The following is a 23,945-nucleotide window of genomic DNA, read 5'->3' on the forward strand; positions in this document are numbered from 1 at the left end:
CTTTAATGCCTTTTTGATGAGGGGAAATGCACGGTTTGGTGGATTTCAGGCAGGTCTGATAAATGAGGTTCAAAGCCCAAAAAAGGGTTCCTCCGTACCGGCAGAAACCCTTTTCTCGCTTTCGGTGTTATCAGCTCACCGACACTTTCCGGCGGCGTTTATCGAGGTCTTTGATGAGTTTATTCACCTGATCGTCAGCAAACATTTCTTCAAGAGTGCAGGAAAGTTTGCGGCGCCAGTTCGGGTACTCATCGCTGGTGCCGGGGACGTTGACCGGCGCGTCCATGTCGAGCCAGTCTTCCGGTTGCAGGCCGAGTAGCGCACAGGCACTGTCGGCGACGTAGCGTTGCAGGCCGCGGTTGAGCACCGGCGTCATTTCCATTAATGCGGCTTTGTGTCCGGTTTTCTTCGGGATGCAGTCGTAATGATGCAACCCGTCGAGCAGCCCCTGACGCGCCCGCGCACGGTCGGCGTACAGTTCCTGTAAAACGTCTCCGTCACGGTAAAGCCCGAGCGTTTTACCGAGCGCCAGATCGTCGCTTTGCCAGTAACCGCGCAGCGTCGGCAGGTCGTGCGTGGTGATGGTTGCCATCGCCTGAACCGGGTACGACTGCGGCGCACGGAAGTTGTTTTCCTCATCGCGCTCGAAATACAGAACTTTGTAGGAATACACACCGCCCTCGCGCAACTTGCTGACGATCTCCACCGGCACGGTGCCCAGATCTTCGCCGATAACCATGCAGCGGTGGCGCTGACTTTCCAGCGCCAGAATCGCCAGCAGATCGTCTACCGGATATTGCACATATGCGCCTTTATCCGCCGTTTCTCCGGCCGGGATCCACCACAATCGCAGCAGCGTCATCACATGATCGATACGCAACGCGCCACAACTGGTCATGTTCGAACGCAGCAAATCGATAAACGGCTGATAGCCGCGCTTCACCATTACATGCGGATCCATCGGGCGCAGATCCCAGTTCTGTCCGAGCGGCCCGAGAATGTCCGGCGGCGCGCCGACCGAGGCTTTCAGGCAATACAGCTCGCCGTCGCCCCAGGTTTCAGAACCTCCTTCGACGACGCCCACCGCTAAATCGCGGTATAACCCCATCGGCATGTCCTGCTGCTGGCTGGTGCGATAACAGTTTTCGAACTGGATTTCAGCCAGCCATTGCAGCCACAGATAAAACTCCACATCTTCAGCGTGTTGCTCGCAGAATGCGCGAACAGCCGGGCCACGGGCATCGTGGTATTTTTCCGGCCAGCGGTTCCAGCCGAGCGCGACATCCGTTTCTTTCGCCAGATGCTCATACAGCGCATCAAACGCCGCCTGCAAATACAGGCTTTCGCCGCCCTGTTTCACGAAGCTGGCCAGCGATTTCACCTGCGGATCCTGCGTTTTGCGGCCACGAAAATGCGTATACGCCAGCCGTAAACCTTCGAGTTTCAGCGGCATCACGTCGGCGTAATCCACCCATTCACTGGCGCGGACGGCCTGCAAACGCTGCTGCGTCAGCGGCTGGTTCCACCAGATTTGGGCTTCCTGACTCTGCTTAAAATCGTCTACCGCGCTGACGTCGATATAAATGACGTTCAGCCAGCGGCGCGAAGACGGGCTGTACGGGCTGGCCGCCACCGGATTTGCCGGATACAGCGCGTGAATCGGATTGAGCCCGACAAAAGCGCCGCCGCGCCGGGCGACATTTTCGAGCATCAGGTTGAGATCGCCGAAATCGCCGATGCCCCAGTTATTTTCTGAGCGCAGCGTATAAAGCTGCACGCAGGCGCCCCACAGTTTTTTACCGGCCAGCAAGGCGTCCGGTTCATAGCAACGTTTCGGGGCGACAATCACCCGGCAATCCCACTGCTGCGCGTCCTGCGTCAGCGTCAGCTGGTGATAACCGGCGGGAATTTTCCCCGGCAGCGCCAGCGTCATTTTGCCGCTGATACGCCCCTGCTGGGTTGCGCCGTTTTCCAGCTGCAACGTCCAGCCGAATTCACCTTCTCCGCTGACCGGCAGCGCCAGACGGCTGCCGGAGACAAAGACTTTGACCGGCGGAACCGGTGTTGCAGCCGGACGATGCCCGGCCTTCCAGCCCATAGCTGACAAGAGTTCGCGCTTGGTTTCCGGCGCGATGGCCTGCTGCTTGCCATGTGCATTAATGAAACCAGAGGAAATACCCGCCTCCCTGGCGGCCTGCTCCAGTACTTTGTTCTCCATGCGGGCTCCTTAACGTTTCGCCTGCCAGATCCGCTGCTGATAATCGCGAATCGATCGGTCGGAACTGAACATCCCGACGCGGGCAGTATTGAGAATAGTTTTGCGCGTCCACTCGTCCTGATCACGGTACAGTACATCGACTTTTTGCTGTGCCGCGCAGTAATCCGCGAAGTCCGCCAGCACCAGATACGGGTCACCGCCGCCGAGCAGGCTGTCGAGCATCAGGCTGAACGCCTGTTTGTCGCCGTTGCTGAAGAAGCCGTTTTCCAGGTCTTTCAGGATCTTATCCAGATGCTTGTCTTTCTTACGGATTTTGAGCGGATCGTAGCCTTTGGCCTGCAACGCTTTCACCTGATCGACGGTATTGCCGAAGATGAAGATATTCTCTTCGCCGACCTGTTCCGCAATCTCGACGTTTGCGCCGTCGAGCGTGCCGACGGTCATCGCGCCGTTCAGCGCCAGCTTCATGTTGCCGGTGCCGGAAGCTTCTTTCCCGGCAGTAGAAATCTGCTCAGAAACGTCTGCCGCCGGGATCATCAGCTCCGCCACCGACACGCGGTAATCCGGAATAAACACCACTTTGATGCGGTCGCGCACCAGCGGGTCGTTATTCACTTTTTCGGCCACCTGATTGATGGCGTAGATAATATTTTTCGCCAGGTAATAACCCGGTGCGGCTTTCGCACCGAACAGGAACACACGAGGCACCATGTCCATTTCCGGGTTATCACGCAGCTGGCGGTACAGCGAAAGAATGTGCAGCAGGTTCAGGTGCTGACGTTTGTACTCGTGCAGGCGCTTGATCTGCACGTCGAAAATCGCGTCCGGGTTCAGCGTCAGGCCCATCGTGTGTTTGACGTACTCCGCCAGACGCACCTTGTTTGCGCGCTTAATCTGCTGATAACGCTGGCAGAACGCCGTATCTTCAGCGGAACTTTCCAGCCCTTTCAGCGCGTCCAGATTGTTCACCCATTCAGTTTTCAGAGTGTCATCGATCAGCGCGGACAGCGCCGGATTACACTGTTTTACCCAGCGGCGCGGCGTGATGCCGTTGGTGACGTTGTGGAATTTGTTCGGCCACAGCTGGTGATATTCCGGGAACAGATCTTTGACCACCAGCTCGGAATGCAGTGCTGCAACGCCGTTCACCGCAAAACCGCTGACCACGCACAGATTAGCCATGCGCACCTGTTTGTTCTGATGAACTGAAAGTTTTTCCCACACCGCTTTGTCGCCCGGCCACTGTTTTTCGACCACTTTTTTGAAGCGCGCGTTAATGGCTTTGATCAGCGAGAAGTGGCGGGGCAACAGGCTGCGGACCAGTTTTTCATCCCAGCATTCGAGCGCTTCCGGCATCAGAGTATGGTTGGTGTAAGCGAACGTCTGGCTGGTGATGGCCCATGCGGCGTCCCAGTCCAGCTGATGTTCATCCAGCAAAATGCGCAGCAGTTCAGGGATAGCGATCGTCGGATGCGTATCGTTTAGCTGAATCACTTCGAACTTCGGCAGATCCTGAATTTTGCGGCCCAGGAAATGGTGACGGCGCAGAACATCGGCCACCGAGCACGCGCACTGGAAATACTGCTGCATCAGGCGCAGGCGCTTACCCGCTTCGTGGTTGTCATTCGGATACAGCACTTTGGTCAGTTTAGCGGCATCGATGCCTTTCTGTTCCGCTTTAAGGAATTCGCCGTCGTTAAATAAGGTCAGGTCAAAAGGATGCACGTCGGTGGCCTGCCACAAACGCAGTGGCTGCGTAACACCATTTTTATAGCCGACTACCGGCAAATCCCAGGCTTCGCCGCGCAGGGAAAACGCCGGATGCCATTGCTCGGTGCCCAGCTCATTTTTGACCAACTTGCCGCCAAACTGAACGTCCACGGACAACGCGCTGTTGTGGGTAAACCACGGGTAGCTTTCGCGGTGCCAGTTATCAGGTGCTTCCTGCTGCTGGCCTTCGCTGAATGACTGACGGAATAAGCCATACTGATAGTTCAGGCCGTAGCCGGTCGCCGGTTGCCCGACGGTCGCCATCGAATCGAGGAAACAGGCCGCCAGACGCCCTAATCCGCCATTACCCAGCGCCGGATCGGTTTCCTGTTCCAGCACATCGGCCAGTTCAACGCCCTGCTCTTTCAGTGCCTGGTTGACGGTTTCATACCAGCCGAGATTAATCAGGTTATTCGCGGTCAGACGCCCGATCAGGAATTCCATCGAAATGTAGTTAACGTGCCGTTGCGGCTGTTTCGTCGCTTTCGGCGCGGGTTGCGCGCTGAGTTGTTCTGACAGTGCGGCGCTGGTGGCCTGCCACCACTGATGTGGCGTCATGTCCTGCGCCTGCTGTAAACCGAATCCCTGCCACTGGCGTTTTAGCGCGGCTAAAAACTGCGTCTTATCCAAAGTCACCTGCATCACATGCCTCTTTATCCGGGAATTTGTGGGAAAAGTTTTAGGTTGATAATCACTATGCTGAAGCTTCTCCGGAAGAGCAGCATCATCCCGCCAAAGATTAGGCAGGGAGGAGAAACGGGGCGTAGCCGGATGAGACGGGCGCTCAGAGGGAAGGGCTGAAAATTTGTATTAAGAAGTGTGATGCAGAGCAACTTAACGACATGTAAAAACGTAACATTCTTGCAATCAATGTTTCAAAGGAGGACTTTAGAAAAAGTGATTAATTACACGCTGTGAAATAAAGATCGCCCCTCTGTTCACCGTCAAAAGAATCGTAAAAAATGCTGATCCCTTCGAAATTGAGCCGCCCGGTGCGGCAGCAAAATACTGTGGTTCGCGATCGTCTGCTGACGAAGCTGGCTACTGCGCCAAATTACCGTCTGACCCTGGTCGCCAGCCCGGCAGGCTATGGGAAAACGACGCTGGTGGCGCACTGGGCAGCGGGAAAAAGCGATCTCGGCTGGTACTCTCTTGATGAAAGCGATAATCAGCCAGAGCGTTTTGCCAGCTATCTGATTGCGGCCGTGCAGCACGCCTGCGGCGGCCATTGCGTGAAAAGTGAGGCACTGAGCCAGAAGCATCAGTACGCGAGTTTGTCCGCACTGTTCGCTCAGCTGTTCGTGGAACTTTCCGACTGGCACCGCCCGCTTTTGCTGGTGATCGACGATTATCACCTCATTTGCAACGATGCAATCCATGAAGGGATGCGTTTCTTCCTGCGTCATCAGCCGGAAAATATGTCTCTGGTGGTGCTTTCACGCACCCTGCCGCCGCTGGGCATCGCCAATATGCGTGTGCGCGAGCAACTGCTCGAACTCAATGCCTCGCATCTGGCGTTTACACACCCGGAAACGCAGCAGTTTTTCGATAACCGCCTTAAAGATCCGATTGATCAGGCTGACAGCAGCCGCCTGTGCGATGACGTCGCAGGCTGGGCCACGGCGTTGCAGCTGATTGCGCTCTCGGCGCGCCAGTCGGCCACCTCTTCGCAACAATCGACGCAGCAATCGGCGCGCAAACTGGCCGGCCTGAACGCCAGCCATTTATCCGAATATCTGGCGGACGAAGTGCTGGATCGCGTTGATGCGCCGACCCGTGATTTCCTGCTGCGCTGTTCGTTGCTGCGTTCGATGAACGACGCCCTGATTGTGCGGCTGACCGGAGGCGACAACGGTCAGCAACGGTTGGAAGAGCTGGAGCGTCAGGGGTTGTTTATTCACCGTATGGATGACACCGGCGAATGGTTTAACTTCCACCCGCTGTTTGCCACTTTTTTGCGTCAGCGCTGCCAGTGGGAACTGGCAACCGAGCTGCCGCAGATTCACCGCGCGGCCGCCGAAGGCTGGCTGGCTCAGGGTTTCCCGGCCGAAGCCATCCATCATGCGCTGGGCGCGGAAGACACCGATATGTTGCGCGATATTCTGCTGCAACATGCCTGGGCGTTGTTTAATCAGAGCGAACTGGCGCTGCTGGAAGAGTGCCTCGCCGCACTGCCTTACGACCGTCTGATTCAGAATCCAAAACTGGTTCTGTTGCAGGCCTGGCTGGCACAAAGTCAGCACCGTTACGCCGAAGTGGAAGCGCTTCTGGCGCGTGCTGAAAGCGAAATGCAGCAGCGCAATATCGTGATGGAACAGGATCTGACGGCAGAATTTGATGCCTTGCGTGCGCAGGTGGCGATCAACGACGGCCGTCAGGATGAGGCCGAAAAACTGGCCGCCGACGCCCTGCGTTTCCTGCCGTATGAAAGCTACTACAGCCGCATTGTTGCCACGTCGGTGACGGGCGAAATCCAGCACTGCAAAGGTGATTTAACCCGTGCGCTGCCGCTGATGCAACAAACCGAACAAATCGCGCGGCGCTACGAGGCCTATCACTACGCCTTATGGGCGCTGCTGCAACAGAGCGAAATTCTGATTGCTCAGGGCTTTTTGCAGGCCGCATTTGAAATGCAGGATCGTGCTTTTGAACTGGTGCGCGAACAGCACCTTGAACAGCTGCCGATGCATGAATTTTTACTGCGTCTGCGTTCGCAATTGTTGTGGTCGTGGTCCCGTCTCGATGATGCCGAAGACGCGGCGCGTCAGGGGCTGGACGTGCTGACCAACTTCCAGCCACAGCAGCAATTGCAGTGTCTGGCGATGCTGGCGAAATGCTCTCTGGCACGCGGTCAGCTCGACAATGCGCATCATCATTTGCAGCGTTGTGAAAGCCTGCTCAAAACCGGCCAGTATCACATCGACTGGATGACCAATACCGATAAGCCGCGGGTAATTTACTGGCAGATGATCGGAGATAAAACCGCCGCGCGGCAGTGGCTGCAACAGGCGCGTAAACCGGACATGGCGGACAACCATTTCCAGCAGGGTCAGTGGCGTAATATTGCCCGCGTGCAGATTTTGCTGGAACAGTTTGATGAAGCCGAAGTGGTGCTCGACGAGCTGAATCAGAACGCCCGTCAGCTGCGCCTGACCAGCGATCTGAACCGTAACCTGTTGCTGAGTAACCTGCTTTACTGGCACACCGGGCGCAAAAGTGACGCGCAGCGCGTATTGATTGAAGCGCTCGGGCTGGCAAACCGCACCGGATTTGTCAGCCATTTCGTGATTGAAGGGGAAATGATGGCGCAACAGCTGCGTCAGCTGATTCAGCTCAATCTGTTGCCGGAGCTGGAACAGCGCCGTGCGCAGCAAATCTTGCGGGAAATTAATCAGCACCATCGCCATAAATTTGCGCACTTCGACGAAGGTTTCGTGAATAAATTGCTGACCCATCCGCAGGTGCCGGAGCTCATCCGCACCAGCCCGCTGACCCAACGTGAATGGCAGGTGCTCGGGTTAATTTATTCCGGCTACAGCAATGATCAGATTGCCGGCGAGCTGGACGTTGCCTCCACCACCATCAAAACGCATATCCGCAATTTGTACCAAAAACTGGGCGTCGCCCACCGTCAGGAAGCCGTTCAGCAGGCTCAGCATCTGCTGCAAGTCATGGGCTACGGCGCCTGAAATCCCTTCATTCCCACTTTTCATAACACACCGACTATTAATGGCGGTGTGTTATGCCTATTTTGCATGAGTACAGGCGAACATTTTTTGCTCACGACGAAAAACCGGTGATATAATGTGACCGTCGTCACACTATTTAACTTCACCATTTTCTTCAGTAAAGCCCATTGCCAACCAGCGGTAGCAGCCTTCAGGCTGATTTGGCTTCGTGCAAACGGCTGTAGTGAGTAAGGATTTATATTGATGGGTACTTTAACTGCCGGATTCATCATGATGCGCTGGGAACTGCTGAGCGCCTTTTTAATGTTCTGCACCAGCCAGCTTAATATTGTTTGCCGCCAGTCCAGCCGGAATACCATGGCGTTTGTTTGCAGTGGTATCGGCCTCACCGTCACCTGTTTCTTCGTGATGAGCCTGATGGGAATGAGCTATAACGCCGTGGCGATTGCTCAGTTCTGGTCCACGACGAAAGAGGTGTTCTTTGACGTCATGAGCAAAACCCCTACCGATATGTCTTACTACTATTAATCTTATTCTCTGATCGGTATTTACGATTTAAAGAGGGCAGAACGTCATGTTCTGCCCTCTTTATTTCGCCTTTTCTTTCACCCTGCCGCGATTTTGTCGCTTATTTGCGCACCGTTCCCTCATCTAATCCTAAATTTTAAAATTTGCGGGATGCATCGACTGTCTTTTTGTACCTATCTGCATGATTACCTGTAAATTGCGCACTGTCCCGAAGGATAAAAAGATAATGTGCGAACGCCCTAAACTATTCATTGCTAATAGTTGAACGGTCGTATTAGATTCTCACACTATACTTTTCCCAGAATGATCATTGTTTTGTTTGCTTCAGGCTGCTGAATTTCCACTATTTTGGCACCCCTGCTTATGGCTGAAGGAATTCCGATGAATACGCATCACGTGCTTGGCGCGTTAGTGTTACTGGTAAGCTCTGCCTCGTCACTCGCCGTTGAAACAACGGGTATCCCGCAGGATCAGGTAAAAGAACGCAACGCGTTCATTGCCGATCTGATGAAGAAAATGACCCTTGATGAAAAAATTGGTCAGCTGAATCTGGTCACCGTTGGTCCGGATTATAAAAAAGAAGCCATCATGGCGGATATTCAGGCCGGTAAAGTCGGCGGGGTATTTAATACGGTCACGAAGCCAGACATCCGCCGTATGCAGGATGAAGTCAAAAACAGCCGTCTGAAAATTCCTCCTTTTTATGCCTATGACGTTGTCCACGGACAGCGCACGATTTTCCCGATAAGCCTTGGCCTCGCCGCCAGCTGGGATATGCAGGCCGTCTTCACCAGCGCACATATCGCTGCCGTGGAAACCGCCGCCGATGGCCTGAACATGACCTTCGCGCCGATGGTGGATATCACCCGTGATCCGCGCTGGGGCCGTGTGTCCGAAGGCTTTGGCGAGGACACTTATCTGACCTCACGCCTCGCGCACGAAATGGTCACCGGCTTCCAGGGCAAAGATCCCTCTGCACCCGATGCCGTCATGGCTAACGTGAAACACTACGCGCTCTACGGCGCGGTCGAAGGTGGCCGCGAGTACAACACCGTCGATATGAGCCTGACCCGCATGTTCAACGATTACATGCCGCCGTACAAAGCCGCAATTGATGCCGGTGCCGGTGGTGTGATGGTTGCGCTCAACAGCGTTAACGGGATCCCGGCGACGTCCAATACCTGGCTGCTGAAAGACATTCTGCGCGATGACTGGCAGTTTAAAGGCCTGACCGTCAGCGATCATGGCGCGATTGGCGGGCTGGTGAAACATGGCGTGGCCGAAGACGATCGCCAGGCCGCCGCGATGGCGCTGAAAGCGGGCGTGGATATGGACATGGCCGACAACATGTACGGTAAGTATCTGAAAGGATTACTCGCCGACGGTCTGGTCAGCCAGCAGGATATCGATCGCGCCGTGCGTGACGTGCTGGCCGCCAAATGGGACATGGGCCTGTTTGTCGATGAGTACCGCCATTTAGGGCCACAGTCGAGCGACCCGGCCGACACCAATGCCGAAAGCCGCCTGCACCGCAGCGAAGCGCGCGAAGTCGCACGCACTTCTCTGGTTCTGCTGAAAAATAACAACCAGACATTGCCGCTGGCGAAGAAAGGCACCATCGCCGTGGTCGGTGCGCTGGCTGACAGCAAACGTGACGTGATGGGCAGCTGGTCTGCCGCCGGTAAAGCCGATCAGGCCGTGACCGTATTGCAGGGCATGAAAGATGTGCTCGGCGATAAAGGCACCGTTCTCTACGCGCGCGGGGCAAATGTCACCGACGATCAGGCAATGGTCGATTTCCTCAATTCCTACGAAAAACAGGTGATCAACGACCCGAGAAAACCACAGGACATGATCGACGAAGCGGTGAAAACTGCTGAGAAAGCCGATGTCGTGGTGGCCGTGGTCGGTGAAGCACAGGGCATGGCGCACGAGGCTTCCAGCCGTTCTGAGCTGAACATTCCGCAAAGCCAGCGCGACCTGCTGAAAGCCCTGAAAGCCACCGGAAAACCGCTGGTTATCGTGCTGATGAACGGTCGCCCACTGACGCTGACGTGGGAAAACGAAATCTCTGATGCGATGCTGGAAACCTGGTTCAGCGGTACCGAAGGCGGCCATGCGATCGCCGACGTTCTGTTTGGCGATTACAATCCATCCGGCAAACTGCCGATGACTTTCCCGCGCGCTGTCGGCCAGATTCCTTTGTATTACAGCTTCCTGAATACCGGGCGTCCGTTTAATCCGCAGCATCCGGACAAATACACCACCCGCTATTTTGATATCACCAATGGTCCGCTGTTCCCGTTTGGCTATGGCCTGAGCTACACCCGTTTCAGCGTGTCTGACGTGAGTTTGTCTTCTACCACCATGGATGCCAAACACCCGCTGACCGCCAGCGTGACGGTGAAAAACACCGGTAAAGTCAGCGGCGCAACGGTGGTTCAGCTGTATCTTCAGGACGTCGCAGCTTCAATCAGCCGCCCGGTTAAAGAGCTGAGGAATTTTGAAAAGATCACCCTGCAACCGGGTGAAGAGAAAATCGTTACATTTGCGATCAATGAAAAGGATTTACGTTTCTTCAACGACAAGTTGAAATGGGCTTCTGAACCCGGAAAGTTCAACGTATTCGTAGGTTTAGATTCTCAGGACGTGAAACAAACCAGCTTCCTGCTGAAATGATTTTCCGGGCTCTGTTTGGAGCCCGGCGTGAAGTCTGAAATTGAGTCTCGCACAGGCGGGTTACCGGTAACGGCACCCGCCTCTTCTGAGCAGTAATTTCTGCCTGGCGACTGGATATCTAACCGACAGTTGCTAACCTTAAATTCAATGTGTTACGCGCCCTCGCCCTTTATCCGTTCGTTACGGAGCGTTGCGAATGTGCTGAACAGAGTAAGCTCCGTCTGTGCTGACTGTTGCCCTGTCGCCACACTGGCGGCGTATAGCGTTCTTTGCGGAGAAACATTTCATGGTCGATTCTCAAGATGCCTCCATTTTGTACCTACATTTCGGCACACCCCGCCCCTACTGGCGGCTGGGTTCCGACAGCAATGCACTGGAGCTGTCCGCTGAGAAAGGCATCGTCAACGTCGCGATTTCCCTGACCCAATGGCAGGCAGGAAAAATCAGGCAACTGACCGGGATCACCTCAAGTTTCACACTCGATATCACGCTGTTCGGATCTCCCGTTCGCCTGTATCTGGTGGGCCGCAAAATTGACAGCAAAGCCTGGGCAGGCACCGCGTCGGCTTATCAGGATACTGAATCCGTCGCGCACGATCTGGAAGTCGGCCTGACGTTCGCCGAGCAGGTGGTGTCTGAGGCCAACTCGGTCATCGTGATTATCGATCAGGAAGGAAAAATCCATCGTTTCAACCGCTTAAGCGAAGAATATACTGGCCTGCGCGAAGAAGATGTCATCGGGCGCAGCGCCTATGACCTGTTTATGTCGATGGAAGAAGGTCTGGCGTCGCGCCAGAACATCAACGGTTTTTTTCAGCATCAGCAATCCTATGAAGTCGAACGCTGGATCAATACGGTTAAAGGTCAGCGGCTGTTCCTGTTTCGCAATAAATTTGTCCACAGCGGCAGCGGCAAACAGCAAAAATATCTCATTTGCTCCGGTTCCGACATTACCGATGAACGCAAGGCGCAGGAGCGTTTACGCGTTCTGGCCAACACCGATTTAGTCACCGGTTTCGCTAACCGCAACGCCTTGCAGGAATCGCTGGCAAAGGCGCTGAAAGAGCGCGGTGAGGACAAAGTCGGCCTGATTTATCTGGATCTGGATAACTTCAAAAAGGTCAACGACGCCTACGGGCATATGTTTGGCGATCATCTGCTGCGCGCGGTTTCAGATGCGATTCAGGATTGCCTGTCGCCCAACGATAAGCTCGCGCGTTTAGGCGGCGATGAATTCATTATTCTCAGCACGCATGCCGAAATCGACACGCTCGAAGCACTGAGCCAGCGCGTGTTGCGCCGTCTGGGCTTACCCTTCCGCATCGGGCTGATTGAAGTCTACACCGGCTGTTCCGGCGGGATTGCGATTTGCCCGGAACACGGCACTGACGGCGATACGCTGTTGCAAAACGCCGATACCGCCATGTATGTGGCAAAGGAAAAAGGCAAAAACGCGCACTGCGTTTTCTCGCCGGACATGAATGAAAAAGCCTCAGAATACATGTGGCTGGATACCCATCTGCGTAAAGCGCTGGCCGTAAAGGATCAGCTGGTTTTGCACTATCAGCCGAAAGTCTCGCTTTATGGCACCGTGCAAAGCGTGGAAGCGCTGCTGCGCTGGAATTCGCCGGAACGCGGGCTGATCCAGCCGCAAAGCTTTATCCCTTACGCCGAAGAATCCGGCCTGATTACTCCCATCGGAAAATGGGTCATTGAAACGGCGACGCGTCAGGCGACAGAATGGCAAAAAAAAGGTCTGAACCTGCGCGTTGCGGTGAATCTTTCCGGTCGCCAGCTTAACAACGGTTCCTTCATCACCACGCTGTCTGATGCGATGAAAAAAGCCGGAATGAAAGGCTGCATGCTTGATTTCGAGCTGACAGAAAGCTGCCTGGTGGAAGATGAAAGCGCTGCCGTTACCATGATTAATCAGCTGCATAAATTGGGTGCGCAAGTGCATCTGGATGATTTCGGTACAGGTTATTCCTCGCTGTCGCAACTGGCGCGTATTCCGCTCGACTGCATCAAGCTGGATCAGAGTTTTATTCGTGGAATCAATGACAATCCGGTTTCACAGGCGCTGGTCCGGGCTATTGTCGCGGTGGCAAAAACCCTGCAACTGACGGTGGTCGCGGAAGGTGTGGAAACGGCTGAAGAAGAAAAGCTGGTGGATGAAATCGGTGTGGACAGCAAACAGGGCTTTCTTTACGCCAAGCCAATGCCCGCGATTGAGCTGGAGCACTGGCTTGAGGAAAAAAGAGTTGCTTCACCCAATGTTTTTAAACATAAAGCAAAACAGAAATAGCGCCAGTGACGGGCTGCTTCTGTCTGTTATTAACCGGTTTTACGCAATGATGCGGTGTGCCGGTTTTGCAGCATGACCAGACGCTCCATATAACTCAGATCCTTCTCCTCCAGCGTAAATGCGGCATCCACCCAATCTTCCGTAATATCCATCAGCTCTGAACGGGACAGCTGCAACACGCGCTGACGCGCCCGGATCATCGCCCTGATCCCGTTGAGTTTTGGCCTCAGGACATCCATGAAAGTACGCGTGGCGTTGAAGCCTTCGCCGGGCTGGAACAAAACATCCACCAGACCGCGGCTTTCAAACCACTCCGCCGTATGCGATTCGCCGGTGGAAATCAGCTCCTCCGCCAGTTTCATTCCGGCTTTGCGCGATACCAGCGAGTAACCGCCCATTCCCGGAAACAGGTTGAACGCAATTTCCGGGAACCCCATGCGCGCGGTGTTCTGTGCAAGAACGTAATGATGCGCCAGCGCCGCCTCGAATCCGCCGCCCAGCGCGGTGCCTTCGATCATCGACAAGCTGATTGCGCCAACATCAAAGCCCCGCGCCGCCGCATGGACACAGTCAACACAAGCGCGGGCATACGAACGTAAGGCCTCACGTTTGTTATTGATGATGGCTTCAACAAAGAAACTCAGATCACCCCCCACGTTGTACATATTGGGCACAAGCGATCCGGTCACCCAAAAATCAAAACGCAGCCCCGATGCCTTCGCGGCGTAAGTCAGCGTCATGATGTCTTCAATAAGCTCCTGATTAAAACAAGGACGTGGATAAGACCTGAGCATCATCCACATGACATTACGGCCCTCCTCATAATAGGCTGCAATCTGGGACAAATGCCCGGCTTCGGTAAACGGGCGGCAGGCTGTATGGTCATTAAGATTCATAGTATATATCCAGGTTAGAAATGAATTTTTAGGGTGAAGCAGCTCCAGCCTAGTCCAGCTCTAACCCGAACTGAATCGATTCGAGATCCTTTTATAAAAATAATCCTAGTCGTAACGACTCAGGAAAAAAATGTTAAAAATAAACAACCTGCGCATAATCAATATTGTGTAAAAACAAAGAAATATTTATTTTATCTGCTACAACCTGGTGTTTACCGGTCGCCTTAATAACCCGGCTAATTAAAGAGCCCACCTTAATAATATACGCAATAGTTAATTAACTCTCAGCGAGAGCCTCAGAGTGACGCCTATCACAATCATTGCGCGCTAACTTTCCAATTGCCCTGCCAGACGCTAAATTGAAATTATCTCATCCGACCACTTAAGAGAATTCCATGACTGAACGCGCGTTGCCGTTTTATCCGCACCTGCTGGCGCCCCTGGATTTAGGTTTTACGCAGCTGAAAAACCGCGTGCTGATGGGATCCATGCACACCGGCCTTGAAGAGCTGGAAGACGGGCCGGAGCGTCTGGCGGCCTTTTATGCCGAACGCGCGGCGGCGGGCGTCGGGCTGATTGTCACCGGCGGGATTTCACCGAATGCCCGGGGCGTCGTTTATCAAGGCGGTTCGGTTCTGGCGGAGCAGGAACACATCACGCATCACCGCGTGGTGACGCAGGCCGTTCACGACGCGGGCGGTAAAATTGCGCTGCAAATCCTGCACGCCGGCCGTTACAGCTATCAGCCTCACCCCGTCGCGCCGTCTGCCCTTCAGGCGCCGATTAACCGCTTTACGCCGCATGCCCTGAGCGAAGAAGAAATTGAATCGACGCTGGAGGATTTCGCCCGCTGCGCCAGTCTGGCGAAAGAATCTGGCTACGACGGCGTGGAAATCATGGGCTCAGAAGGCTATCTGATTAATCAGTTTCTCACCGTCCGCACCAATCAGCGCACCGACCGCTGGGGCGGCAGCGTGGAAAACAGAATGCGTTTCGCCACGGAAGCCGTCCGGCGTGTGCGTCAGATTTGCGGTGAGGAATTCATCATTATTTACCGCTTATCGATGCTGGATCTGGTGGAGGAAGGCTCGGACTGGCAGGAAGTCGAAATGCTGGCGCAGCGCATCGAACAGGCCGGGGCCAGCATTATCAATACCGGCATCGGCTGGCACGAGGCACGCATTCCGACCATCGCCACAATGGTGCCGCGCGGCGCATTCAGTTGGGTGACGCAAAAACTCATGGGCAGAGTCAGCATCCCGCTCATCACTACTAACCGCATCAACGACCCTGACGTCGCGGAGAAAATTCTCGCCGAAGGCTGCGCCGATATGGTCTCAATGGCGCGCCCGTTCCTCGCCGATCCGGCATTTGTTGAGAAAGCCGCGCAAGGCCGTGCGGACGAAATCAACACCTGCATCGGTTGCAATCAGGCCTGTCTGGATCAGATTTTTGCGGGCGAAGTGACATCCTGCCTGGTGAATCCGCGTGCCTGCCACGAAACACAAATGCCGGTCGTACGTGCGCAGCATTTCAAACGCCTGGCCGTGGTCGGCTCTGGCCCGGCCGGTCTGGCCTTTGCGACAACTGCCGCCAGCCGCGGGCATCACGTCACGCTGTTTGACGCCAATACTGAAATCGGCGGCCAGTTTAACGTCGCCAAACAAATCCCCGGCAAAGAAGAGTTTTATCAGACGCTGCGCTACTACTCGCGCCAGCTGACACTGCTGGGCGTCACACTACGCCTCGGTGAAACCGTGAATGCCAGCCAGCTAAACGGTTATGACGAAGTGATCCTCGCCTGCGGAATTTCGCCGCGCCTGCCGGACATACCGGGGATCAATCATCCGCGCGTACTGACTTATCTCGACGTCCTGCGCGATAAAAAACCGGTCGGCCAGCGGGTGGCGATTATCGGCGCGGGCGGGATTGGTTTTGATACCGCCGAGTACCTCATCCACAACGACCCTTCACCGAGCCTGAGCAGCAGCACGTTCAGCCAAGAATGGGGCATTGATCAGACACTGACGCATCGCGGCGGCCTTGCGCCACAAGGCCCGCAGCCGGAACCTGCCGCGCGCGATATTGTTTTGCTGCAACGTAAATCCACCAAAGTCGGCGCAGGACTGGGCAAAACCACCGGCTGGATCCACCGCGCCAGCCTGTTACAGCGCGGCGTAAAAATGCAAAGCGGCGTCAGTTACGAACGCATTGATGACGCGGGTTTGCACCTCATCATGAATGGCGAACCGGTGTGTCTGGAAGTGGATAACATCGTTATCTGCGCCGGACAGGAGCCGCAGCGCGCGCTGTATCAGCCGTTGGTGGACGCCGGAAAAACCGTGCATCTGATTGGCGGCGCGGACGTCGCGGTAGAGCTGGATGCGCGGCGCGCTATCGGTCAGGGAACGAAACTGGCACTCGAGATCTGAACGAATATTCAGGCGAAAAAAAAGCCGCGAGAGCGGCTTTTTCATAGGGGCTGACTTAAATCAGTGCTGAGCTGCCGTTTTCACCGCGCGCAGGATCACGAATTTCTGGTTGGTGGCGATAGTGGTGCAGTTGCCAAACAGACGACGCAGCTTCTGGTAGTAATCCAGATGACGGTTGCCCACGATACGCAGTTCACCGCCGGTTTGCAGACAACGTTTTGCGTCGCAGAACATGCGCCACGCGGTGTCATCGCTGATAACTGTGCCCTGATGGAACGGCGGGTTACACAATACGGCGTGAAGGGTTTCGCGTTCAACTCCCGCCAGCATGTTGTTCACTTCGAAATGACAACGGCTGACATCCTGCGGCAAATTGTTTTCGACGTTAATCCGGCTCGATTCCACCGCCATATAAGACTCATCGACGAACAGCATTTCAGCATCCGGGTTCAGCGCCAGCGCGGTCATGCCGATTACGCCGTTGCCGCAGCCCAGATCTGCCATGCGGCCTTCGATGCCTTCCGGCAAATGCTGCATGAAGAAGCGCGCGCCGATATCCAGCCCGCCGCGTGAGAACACGTTCGCATGGTTGGAGATACGGAATTCACTGTCATCCAGCGCCCATTCGGAAATCACCGGTTCAGCGGTTTGCGCAGGCAACGTTGCTTCGCAATGGATCAGACGGGCTTTTTTCCACGCCAGACTGGTTTTGGTCGGGCCGAGGATTTTCTCGAACAGCTGCAAGGTCGAGGTGTGAATATCACGGGCTTTGGCACCGGCGATAATCTGGGTGTCCGGCGTGACGACTTCACGCAGCGCCAGCAGTTGTTGTTCCAGCAGCGCCAGCGTTTTTGGCACTTTGATGATGACCAGACCCGGATTGATCGGCAACGGCACCAGACTGCTTTGCGCCGCCACGCTGTCTTCGTCAAAACCGTTAATGCGCAGGTTATGGCGCATCGCCAGCTGGCTCATGAAAGAATCATTGATGCTGGTCGGATTGTATGGCTGCAAGGCGCAGGCCAGCGTGCCAAACGCATCGTTAAAAATCAGCAGCGGACGGCCGTTGAGCGCGCCGGTGTTCAGGTTTTGCAGCAGATACTCATCAGCCGCTTCCCATGCCTGCAACTGCGTTGCCGCTTCTTCCAGCGGATAACGTTCCAGACGCAGTTGCAATAACTGACCACCTGTTTCGGTTTCAAATTGGCTCATTGGCCCTCCTCAATATTCAATTTGCGCTGTTTATCCCTTAATTTGGTCTATCAGTAAAACGTTTTTTCAGTTAAAAAGGGGTTTATCTGCCGGACTGGCGCGATCGTAACGAAAACCCCGCTTACCGGTATGGCATCTTTTCCCCGTCAATAAGAGACAAAGCAAACAGTTATGCCTGAATTGACCTATCTGCAAGGCTATCCCGAGAATCTTCAGGCTCAGGTGCGCCAGTTAATCGAACAGGAACGTTTAGGTAAAGTGTTGCTGACGCGATACCCCGAGCCGCACGAGCTGACCACTGACAAATCGCTCTATCAGTATACGCTGGACCTGAAAAACCAGTTTTTGCGCAGTTCGTCGCCGTTAAGCAAAGTGGCTTATGACAATAAAATCCACGTGATGAAGCATGCGCTGGGCCTGCATACGGCGATTTCCCGCATTCAGGGCGGCAAACTGAAAGCCAAAGCGGAAATTCGCGTCGCCACCGTTTTTAAAAGCGCGCCGGAAGCTTTCCTCAAAATGATCGTGGTTCACGAACTCGCGCACCTGAAAGAAAAAGAACATAACAAAGCGTTCTACAGCCTTTGCTGCCACATGACGCCGGACTATCATCAGTTAGAATTTGATACGCGCATGTATCTGACGCATCTCGAAATATTCGGCAAGTTATATCAATAATGAATTATCCACTTATCTATAGGGAATACATATGATTCGCTTTGCAGTCGTCGGCACCAACTGGATCACCCAGCGTTTCATTGATGCCGCACACGAAAGCGGTAAGATGAAACTGACCGCGATTTACTCCCGCACGCTGGAAGGCGCTAAAAAGCTCGGCGAGGATTATCCGGTTGAGCATTATTTTGATTCCCTTGAAGAAATGGCCGCGTCTGACTTAATTGATGCCGTCTACATCGCCAGCCCGAATTCCCTGCACTGTCCGCAATCCCTGCTGTTTCTCAGCCATAAAAAACACGTGATTTGCGAGAAACCGCTGGCCTCAAATCTGGCAGAAGCCGAAAGCCTGATTGCCTGCGCGAAAGAAAATAACGTGGTGCTGTTCGAAGCGTTTAAAACCGCCTATCTGCCGAATTTCCTGCACATGAAAGGCGCGCTCAGCCGTATCGGTACGCTGCGCAAAGCCATTCTGAATTACTGTCAGTATTCATCACGTTATCCGCGCTATCTGGCCGGTGAAAACCCGAATACTTTCAACCCGGCGTTTTCTAACGGGTCGATTATGGATATCGGTTATTACTGCCTGGCGAGCGCCATTTCGCTGTTTGGCGAGCCGGGATCCGTGACCGCCACCGCCGTCCTGCTGGAAAGCGGCGTCGACGGTCAGGGCACGGTGATTTTGTCTTATGCGGATGATTTCGAAGTGGTGATTAACCATTCTAAAATCAGTGATTCCCTTCTGCCGAGTGAAATTCAGGGCGAAGAAGGAACGTTGCAGATGGAGAAACTGTCAGAATGCCAGACGCTCACCCTGACGCCACGCGGCGGCCAGAAGCTGGATCTGACGCAGCCACAACACATCAATACCATGCTGTATGAAGCAGAAACTTTTGCGATTCTGGTCGATAACCAGTTCGTCGCGCACCCGGGGCTGGAAGTCTCGCGCATCACCGCCAAAGTGCTGACGGAAATCCGTCGTCAGACCGGTGTGGTGTTTCCGGCCGATAATCAGCCTTAATGTTCCGCAGGTCACGGGAGTAACAGATGATAGCACCCGGTCAGAAACCGCTGTTGATTTTACAAACCGGCCACGCGCCGGAGCCCATCCGCCGCGCGCACGATAACTTCCCGCAGATGTTTATCCGTCAGGGGGATATCGATCCGCAGCAGGTAGTGATTGTGGATTTGCAGGCGGGCGAACGTCCGCTGCCGCCGGAAAACTATTGCGGAGCCATCATTACCGGTTCGCGCAGCATGGTGACGGAACATCTGGCGTGGAGCGAAGAAGCCGCCGACTGGGTACGTCTGGGCATGTTGCAGGAATTACCGATGTTCGGTGCCTGCTACGGCCATCAGCTGATGGCGTATGCGCTGGGCGGCGAGGTGGATTACCATCCGCAGGGCATTGAAGTTGGCACGCATGAAGTCACGCTGACGCCTGCGGGACATCTCGATCCGCTGGTGTCGCAGCTTCCGGCGCAGTTCGCGGCCAATCTGATCCATCTGCAAACCGTTATTACGCCGCCCGCCACGGCGACGGTGCTGGCGAAAACGCAGCATGATCCGCATCAGATCCTGCGTTACGGCCCGAATGCAGTCAGCACCCAGTTCCATCCGGAGTTCAGTCTGGCGGTGATGAAAACGTATCTGTCATGGCTGGGTTCCATTGCAGAAGATGATCGCGTGGACTTTGCTCATCAGGCTCAGCAACTTAGCGAAACGCCGCTCAGTCAGGGGCTGCTGCTCTCCTTCGTGGGGGCGCTCGGTAAGCGTCAGGCACTGGCGGGATAATGACCCATAATGTTTCTGAATGTTTGACATTCGACACATTTTGCATTAATTTGCGAGCTGCAAAGGGGAGTAACTTCTTCGTCGGATAATCGTCATTACGGTGTCTGGACCCGCGCTTAGCGCCGTCTCAGCCACCCGGTTACCGGGCAACCAGATCTGTATTCTTCATGAATACATCTCGTTGTAAGTGAGACCTTGCCGGAAGGCGAGGTTTGCTTACAGCTCAGAGAGAGCGGCTAACGTCTTCCGACGCTGGCCGTTTTTTTTTGATGTTTTTTCGAGGATACCGCAATGATGAACTCCGTTGGCAACCCGATGTTATGGGGCTCTTTTGCCGTGGTCGTGATAATTATGCTCGCGTTCGACCTGCTGTTACAAGGTCGCAAAGGCGCGCAAACCATGAGCATGAAAAGTGCTGCGATGTGGTCGCTGGTGTGGATTGGCCTGTCATTACTGTTTAACTTCGGCTTCTGGTGGTATCTGAACGGCGAGTTTGGCCGTGAAGTGGCAGATGCCAAGGCGACGATGTTCCTGACCGGTTACCTGCTGGAAAAAGCGCTGGCAGTGGATAACGTCTTCGTCTGGCTGATCCTGTTCAGCTACTTCTCCATCCCGGCTAACCTGCAACGCCGTGTGCTGGTTTACGGCGTGCTCGGCGCCATCGTTCTGCGTACCGGTATGATATTCGCCGGCAGCTGGCTGGTGGGGCAATTCAGCTGGATTTTGTACGTGTTTGGCGCGTTCCTGTTGTTCACCGGTATCAAGATGGCGCTGGCGAAAGACGATGACGGCGAAGTGGGCGAGAAACCGATGATCCGCTGGCTGCGCAGTAAGATGCGTATGACCGACGATCTGCAGGGCGAGAAATTCTTCGTACGCCGCAACGGTATCTTGTTCGCCACACCGCTGTTGCTGGTGCTGATTATGGTTGAACTCAGCGACGTGATTTTCGCGGTCGACAGTATTCCGGCCATCTTCGCCGTGACCACTGACCCGTTCATCGTGCTGACGTCTAACCTGTTCGCGATCCTCGGCCTGCGTGCAATGTACTTCCTGCTGGCGGGCGTGGCGGAACGTTTCTCCATGCTGAAATACGGTCTGGCGGTGATCCTGATCTTCATCGGTATCAAAATGCTGCTGCTGGATGTGTTCCACATTCCGGTAGGGATTTCGCTCGGTGTGATCGCGTCGATTCTGATTATCACCCTGCTCATCAACACCTGGGTGAACCGTCGTAACGACCGTAAAAACAAAGCGCAGTCGTAAGATTCAGGCGGAATAAAACAAAAGCGCGGCCGCTTCACCGGTCGCGCATTTTTTATGGGATTACTTCTGAACCGGTACCGCGCCCAGTAATTTCTCCAGCGGATAGACTACCGCCAGCACCAGTTCATCCTGCACTTTGGCGGCATCGTCCAGCGCGGCCTGCGCCTGCTGGCGTTCCTGCACACTCAGCGTTTCCCCTTTTTGCAGTTTCTCCAGCCAGACCAGCCCTTGCGAAGACAGCGCACCCAGCTGTTCCGCCACCGGCTGCAATGGTCTGAGCACAGAGTTTTGCACCAGCACCGGTTTTACCTGTTCCGCGCTGCGTTGCCAGTTCTCTAACTGCCCGCGTGCCGCGTGAGCTGCCTGCGGATTTTTCGGATCCGCCACCAGCGTTTCGATCTGCGCGGCGAACTCGCGTACCGCATTGCTTTCCGCCGGTAATGCATCCGCCAGACGGTTCAGCGGTTCGGCCTGCGTATAATGTCCGGCCTGGAATTTGATGTGCTGGCGGGTGTAATACTGCGCCGGTTCGAGCGCGGTCGAGAAACTCAGCAACGGTGCAATGTCCGTGCTGTTGGAAAGCCGCGTCATCAGCCGCGCCGCCTCGGCGTGCTGTTGCAGCCCGACCGACACCACCGACCAGGCGTCGATTTTCGCCAGACGCTGATACATGTTGCGGGTATCTTTGACGTCCTGCGCCGACCACAGGCGCTCTGCGACCACAAATCCGCGCGGCCAGAGTTTCAGATCGAGAATTTGCGACGTAATGTTTTCCTGCCACAGCGCCGCTTCGCCACCGAGAATATTTTTCATATTTTCAGCGTCTGGCACCACCGGCGGCTGGCCGTCCGGCACCGTGCTGAGCGGGCCACCGGTCACCGGATAACGCGCGTTACCAATAATTAAATAGCCGCTGAATTTACCGTCTTTCAGGGTCAGCACCGGGCGCGTGTCGCCCATCCAGGTATCGACGGCGAAACTGACTTTGCCGTCGTCCTGCCAGACAATATCGCGCACCGCACGGCGGGTTTTTCCGGTGAAATCGATGAATCCGCGCCAGCTGTTTTTGCCTTCAATCAGCGTAAAGCTGCCGTCCACCGGTTTGCCTTTCAGGCGCGGCATGTTGAATTTCCAGCTTTGCGCTTTTTCACCGTCAGCAACGTTCTGATCAACGCCAAGCGGCTGCGGCAGAATTTCATTGCGATAGTGATACGCGGCGCTGTGCGGCTGATCAAGATAGAAGCCGGTCGACAGAATGCCCTGATAACCTTTCTGCGCGCTGGCTCCGAGGGAATCCGGGCCCTGCCATGACTGGATCACAATGTCGTGCGGCAGATCAGGGTGGAAGATTTCGTCCCAGCCGACCATTTTGCGCTGATGCTGGTGCAGGATCGTCTGGAGCCGGGTGTTGAAATACGCCTGCAACGCGTGCGTATCAGCGATGCCTTTTTCTTTCATAAATGCCTGGATCGGTTTGGACGTTTTCCACTGCGTGGCGTCCACTTCATCACCGCCGATGTGCAGATACGGATCGGGGAAGATCTGCGTCAGTTCGCCGACGATGGCATCCGCAAAGGCATAGACTTTTTCATTGGACGGATCGAGTGTCGGTTCATGCACGCCCCAGGATCGTTCCATTTTGTACGGCCCCGGCGCGCTGAGCAGTTCCGGATACGCCACCGCAATTGCCGACGCGTGACCCGGCATGTCGATTTCCGGCACCACGCGGATCCCAAGCTGCGTGGCGTAAGCCACCACGTCTTTCATCTGCGCGACGGTATAAAACTGCCCGTCACTGGCCAGTTCCTGCAATTTTGGATACTTCTGCGATTCGAAGCGCCAGCCCTGATCGTCACTCAGATGCCAGTGCAGGACGTTAAATTTTGCCGCCGCCATGCCGTCGAGCTGGCGTTTGATATCCGCGACCGGCAGGAAATGACGGGCGGAATCGAGCAGAACGCCACGCCAGGCAAAGCGCGGCTGATCGTGAACGGTAACCAGCGGAATAAAGGTATTTTCACCGTCGTTCTGCACCAGCTGTAGCAGCGTTTCCATGCCACGCATCGCACCGAAACGGGTATTGGCGGTGAGCGTAGCGCCCTGCGGCGTCACGGTTAACTGGTAACTTTCGTCGCTGTCCGGCATAGGCTGCGCGACAACTTTCTGTTTGATCTCAATGCTGATTGCGGGATGTTCGCCCGCGCTGCCGGTATTTTGCGGCAACAGATACCAGCCGGTTTGCTGCGCCAGACGCTCGCGCCAGTGGTTCACTTCCGGCATCAGTGCGTCGCCTTTAACCTGAATTTGCAGCGCATCGTTAAGCACAAATTTGCCCGCAGGCGAGGTTATTTCTACCTGCTGCGGCCACGGCATCAGCGGCAGATCCCCTGCCGGAGCAGCGAAAGCGGAGGCGGTCAGAAATAATGAAGTCACGAGAAGGGTACGGCGAAAAGGCAATAACATCGGTGAAATTCCTCAAAG

Annotated in this window: 14 protein-coding genes; 9 read left to right on the forward strand and 5 right to left on the reverse strand. The window is 55.0% G+C overall.

The features are described 5' to 3' along the window. Positions 1-130: 130 nt before the first annotated feature. Both malQ and malP read right to left on the reverse strand, forming a co-directional pair. A complete protein-coding gene (malQ, locus tag M2403_RS13415) occupies positions 131-2,218 on the reverse strand; it encodes a 4-alpha-glucanotransferase (RefSeq protein WP_259229502.1) in 2,088 nt (695 codons plus the stop codon). Positions 2,219-2,227: 9 nt separating this feature from the next. Further along, positions 2,228-4,630 (reverse strand): maltodextrin phosphorylase, encoded by a 2,403-nt coding sequence (gene malP / locus M2403_RS13420; protein ID WP_259229503.1) that lies wholly within the window; start codon positions 4,628-4,630, stop codon positions 2,228-2,230. Positions 4,631-4,950: 320 nt separating this feature from the next. Between malP and malT the strand changes: the two genes are divergently transcribed. The 4 genes from malT (at position 4,951) to pdeR (ending at position 13,189) form a co-directional block, all read left to right on the forward strand. Beyond that, on the forward strand, positions 4,951-7,677 hold the full coding sequence (gene malT, locus M2403_RS13425) for an HTH-type transcriptional regulator MalT (protein ID WP_152325241.1): 2,727 nt from the start codon (positions 4,951-4,953) through the stop codon (positions 7,675-7,677). 243 nt (positions 7,678-7,920) lie between these two features. Next, entirely contained in the window at positions 7,921-8,205 is a 285-nt protein-coding gene (locus M2403_RS13430) for a YjcB family protein (protein WP_152325242.1), read from the forward strand. A gap of 381 nt (positions 8,206-8,586) precedes the next feature. Further along, a complete protein-coding gene (gene bglX / locus M2403_RS13435; RefSeq protein ID WP_152325243.1) occupies positions 8,587-10,884 on the forward strand; it encodes a beta-glucosidase BglX in 2,298 nt (765 codons plus the stop codon). 286 nt (positions 10,885-11,170) lie between these two features. Further along, the gene (pdeR, locus tag M2403_RS13440; protein WP_152325244.1) at positions 11,171-13,189 is read left to right on the forward strand and encodes a cyclic di-GMP phosphodiesterase; all 2,019 of its coding nucleotides are present in this window, start codon (positions 11,171-11,173) and stop codon (positions 13,187-13,189) included. A gap of 29 nt (positions 13,190-13,218) precedes the next feature. On the opposite strand, the gene M2403_RS13445 is transcribed toward pdeR, so the two are convergent. Next, a complete protein-coding gene (locus M2403_RS13445) occupies positions 13,219-14,085 on the reverse strand; it encodes a crotonase/enoyl-CoA hydratase family protein (protein WP_152325245.1) in 867 nt (288 codons plus the stop codon). Between the two features lie 395 nt (positions 14,086-14,480). Between M2403_RS13445 and M2403_RS13450 the strand changes: the two genes are divergently transcribed. Beyond that, entirely contained in the window at positions 14,481-16,517 is a 2,037-nt protein-coding gene (locus tag M2403_RS13450) for an NADPH-dependent 2,4-dienoyl-CoA reductase (RefSeq protein WP_259229507.1), read from the forward strand. 60 nt (positions 16,518-16,577) lie between these two features. Here the strand turns inward: M2403_RS13450 and rlmG are convergent, their stop codons facing one another. Next, positions 16,578-17,729 carry a 23S rRNA (guanine(1835)-N(2))-methyltransferase RlmG gene (gene rlmG / locus M2403_RS13455; RefSeq protein WP_152325247.1) on the reverse strand — a complete coding sequence of 384 codons (1,152 nt, stop codon included), beginning with the start codon at positions 17,727-17,729 and terminating at the stop codon, positions 16,578-16,580. Positions 17,730-17,900: 171 nt separating this feature from the next. Here rlmG and M2403_RS13460 point away from each other — a divergent pair, with 171 nt between their 5' ends. From M2403_RS13460 to M2403_RS13475, 4 genes are all read left to right on the forward strand, one after another. After that, the gene (locus tag M2403_RS13460) at positions 17,901-18,407 is read left to right on the forward strand and encodes a M48 family metallopeptidase (protein WP_112286754.1); all 507 of its coding nucleotides are present in this window, start codon (positions 17,901-17,903) and stop codon (positions 18,405-18,407) included. 31 nt (positions 18,408-18,438) lie between these two features. Continuing rightward, positions 18,439-19,425, forward strand: a complete 987-nt coding sequence (locus M2403_RS13465) for a Gfo/Idh/MocA family protein (RefSeq protein WP_217153792.1) — start codon at positions 18,439-18,441, stop codon at positions 19,423-19,425. A gap of 26 nt (positions 19,426-19,451) precedes the next feature. Then, entirely contained in the window at positions 19,452-20,198 is a 747-nt protein-coding gene (locus tag M2403_RS13470) for a glutamine amidotransferase (RefSeq protein WP_152325249.1), read from the forward strand. A gap of 294 nt (positions 20,199-20,492) precedes the next feature. After that, positions 20,493-21,464, forward strand: a complete 972-nt coding sequence (locus tag M2403_RS13475) for a TerC family protein (RefSeq protein WP_152325366.1) — start codon at positions 20,493-20,495, stop codon at positions 21,462-21,464. Positions 21,465-21,524: 60 nt separating this feature from the next. Here M2403_RS13475 and M2403_RS13480 read toward each other — a convergent pair whose 3' ends face one another. Beyond that, on the reverse strand, positions 21,525-23,927 hold the full coding sequence (locus M2403_RS13480) for a beta-N-acetylhexosaminidase (protein WP_259229508.1): 2,403 nt from the start codon (positions 23,925-23,927) through the stop codon (positions 21,525-21,527). Positions 23,928-23,945 lie beyond the last annotated feature (18 nt).

The sequence above is a fragment of the Rahnella sp. BIGb0603 genome, assembly GCF_024808755.1.
In the GTDB taxonomy this organism is placed as follows: domain Bacteria; phylum Pseudomonadota; class Gammaproteobacteria; order Enterobacterales; family Enterobacteriaceae; genus Rahnella; species Rahnella contaminans.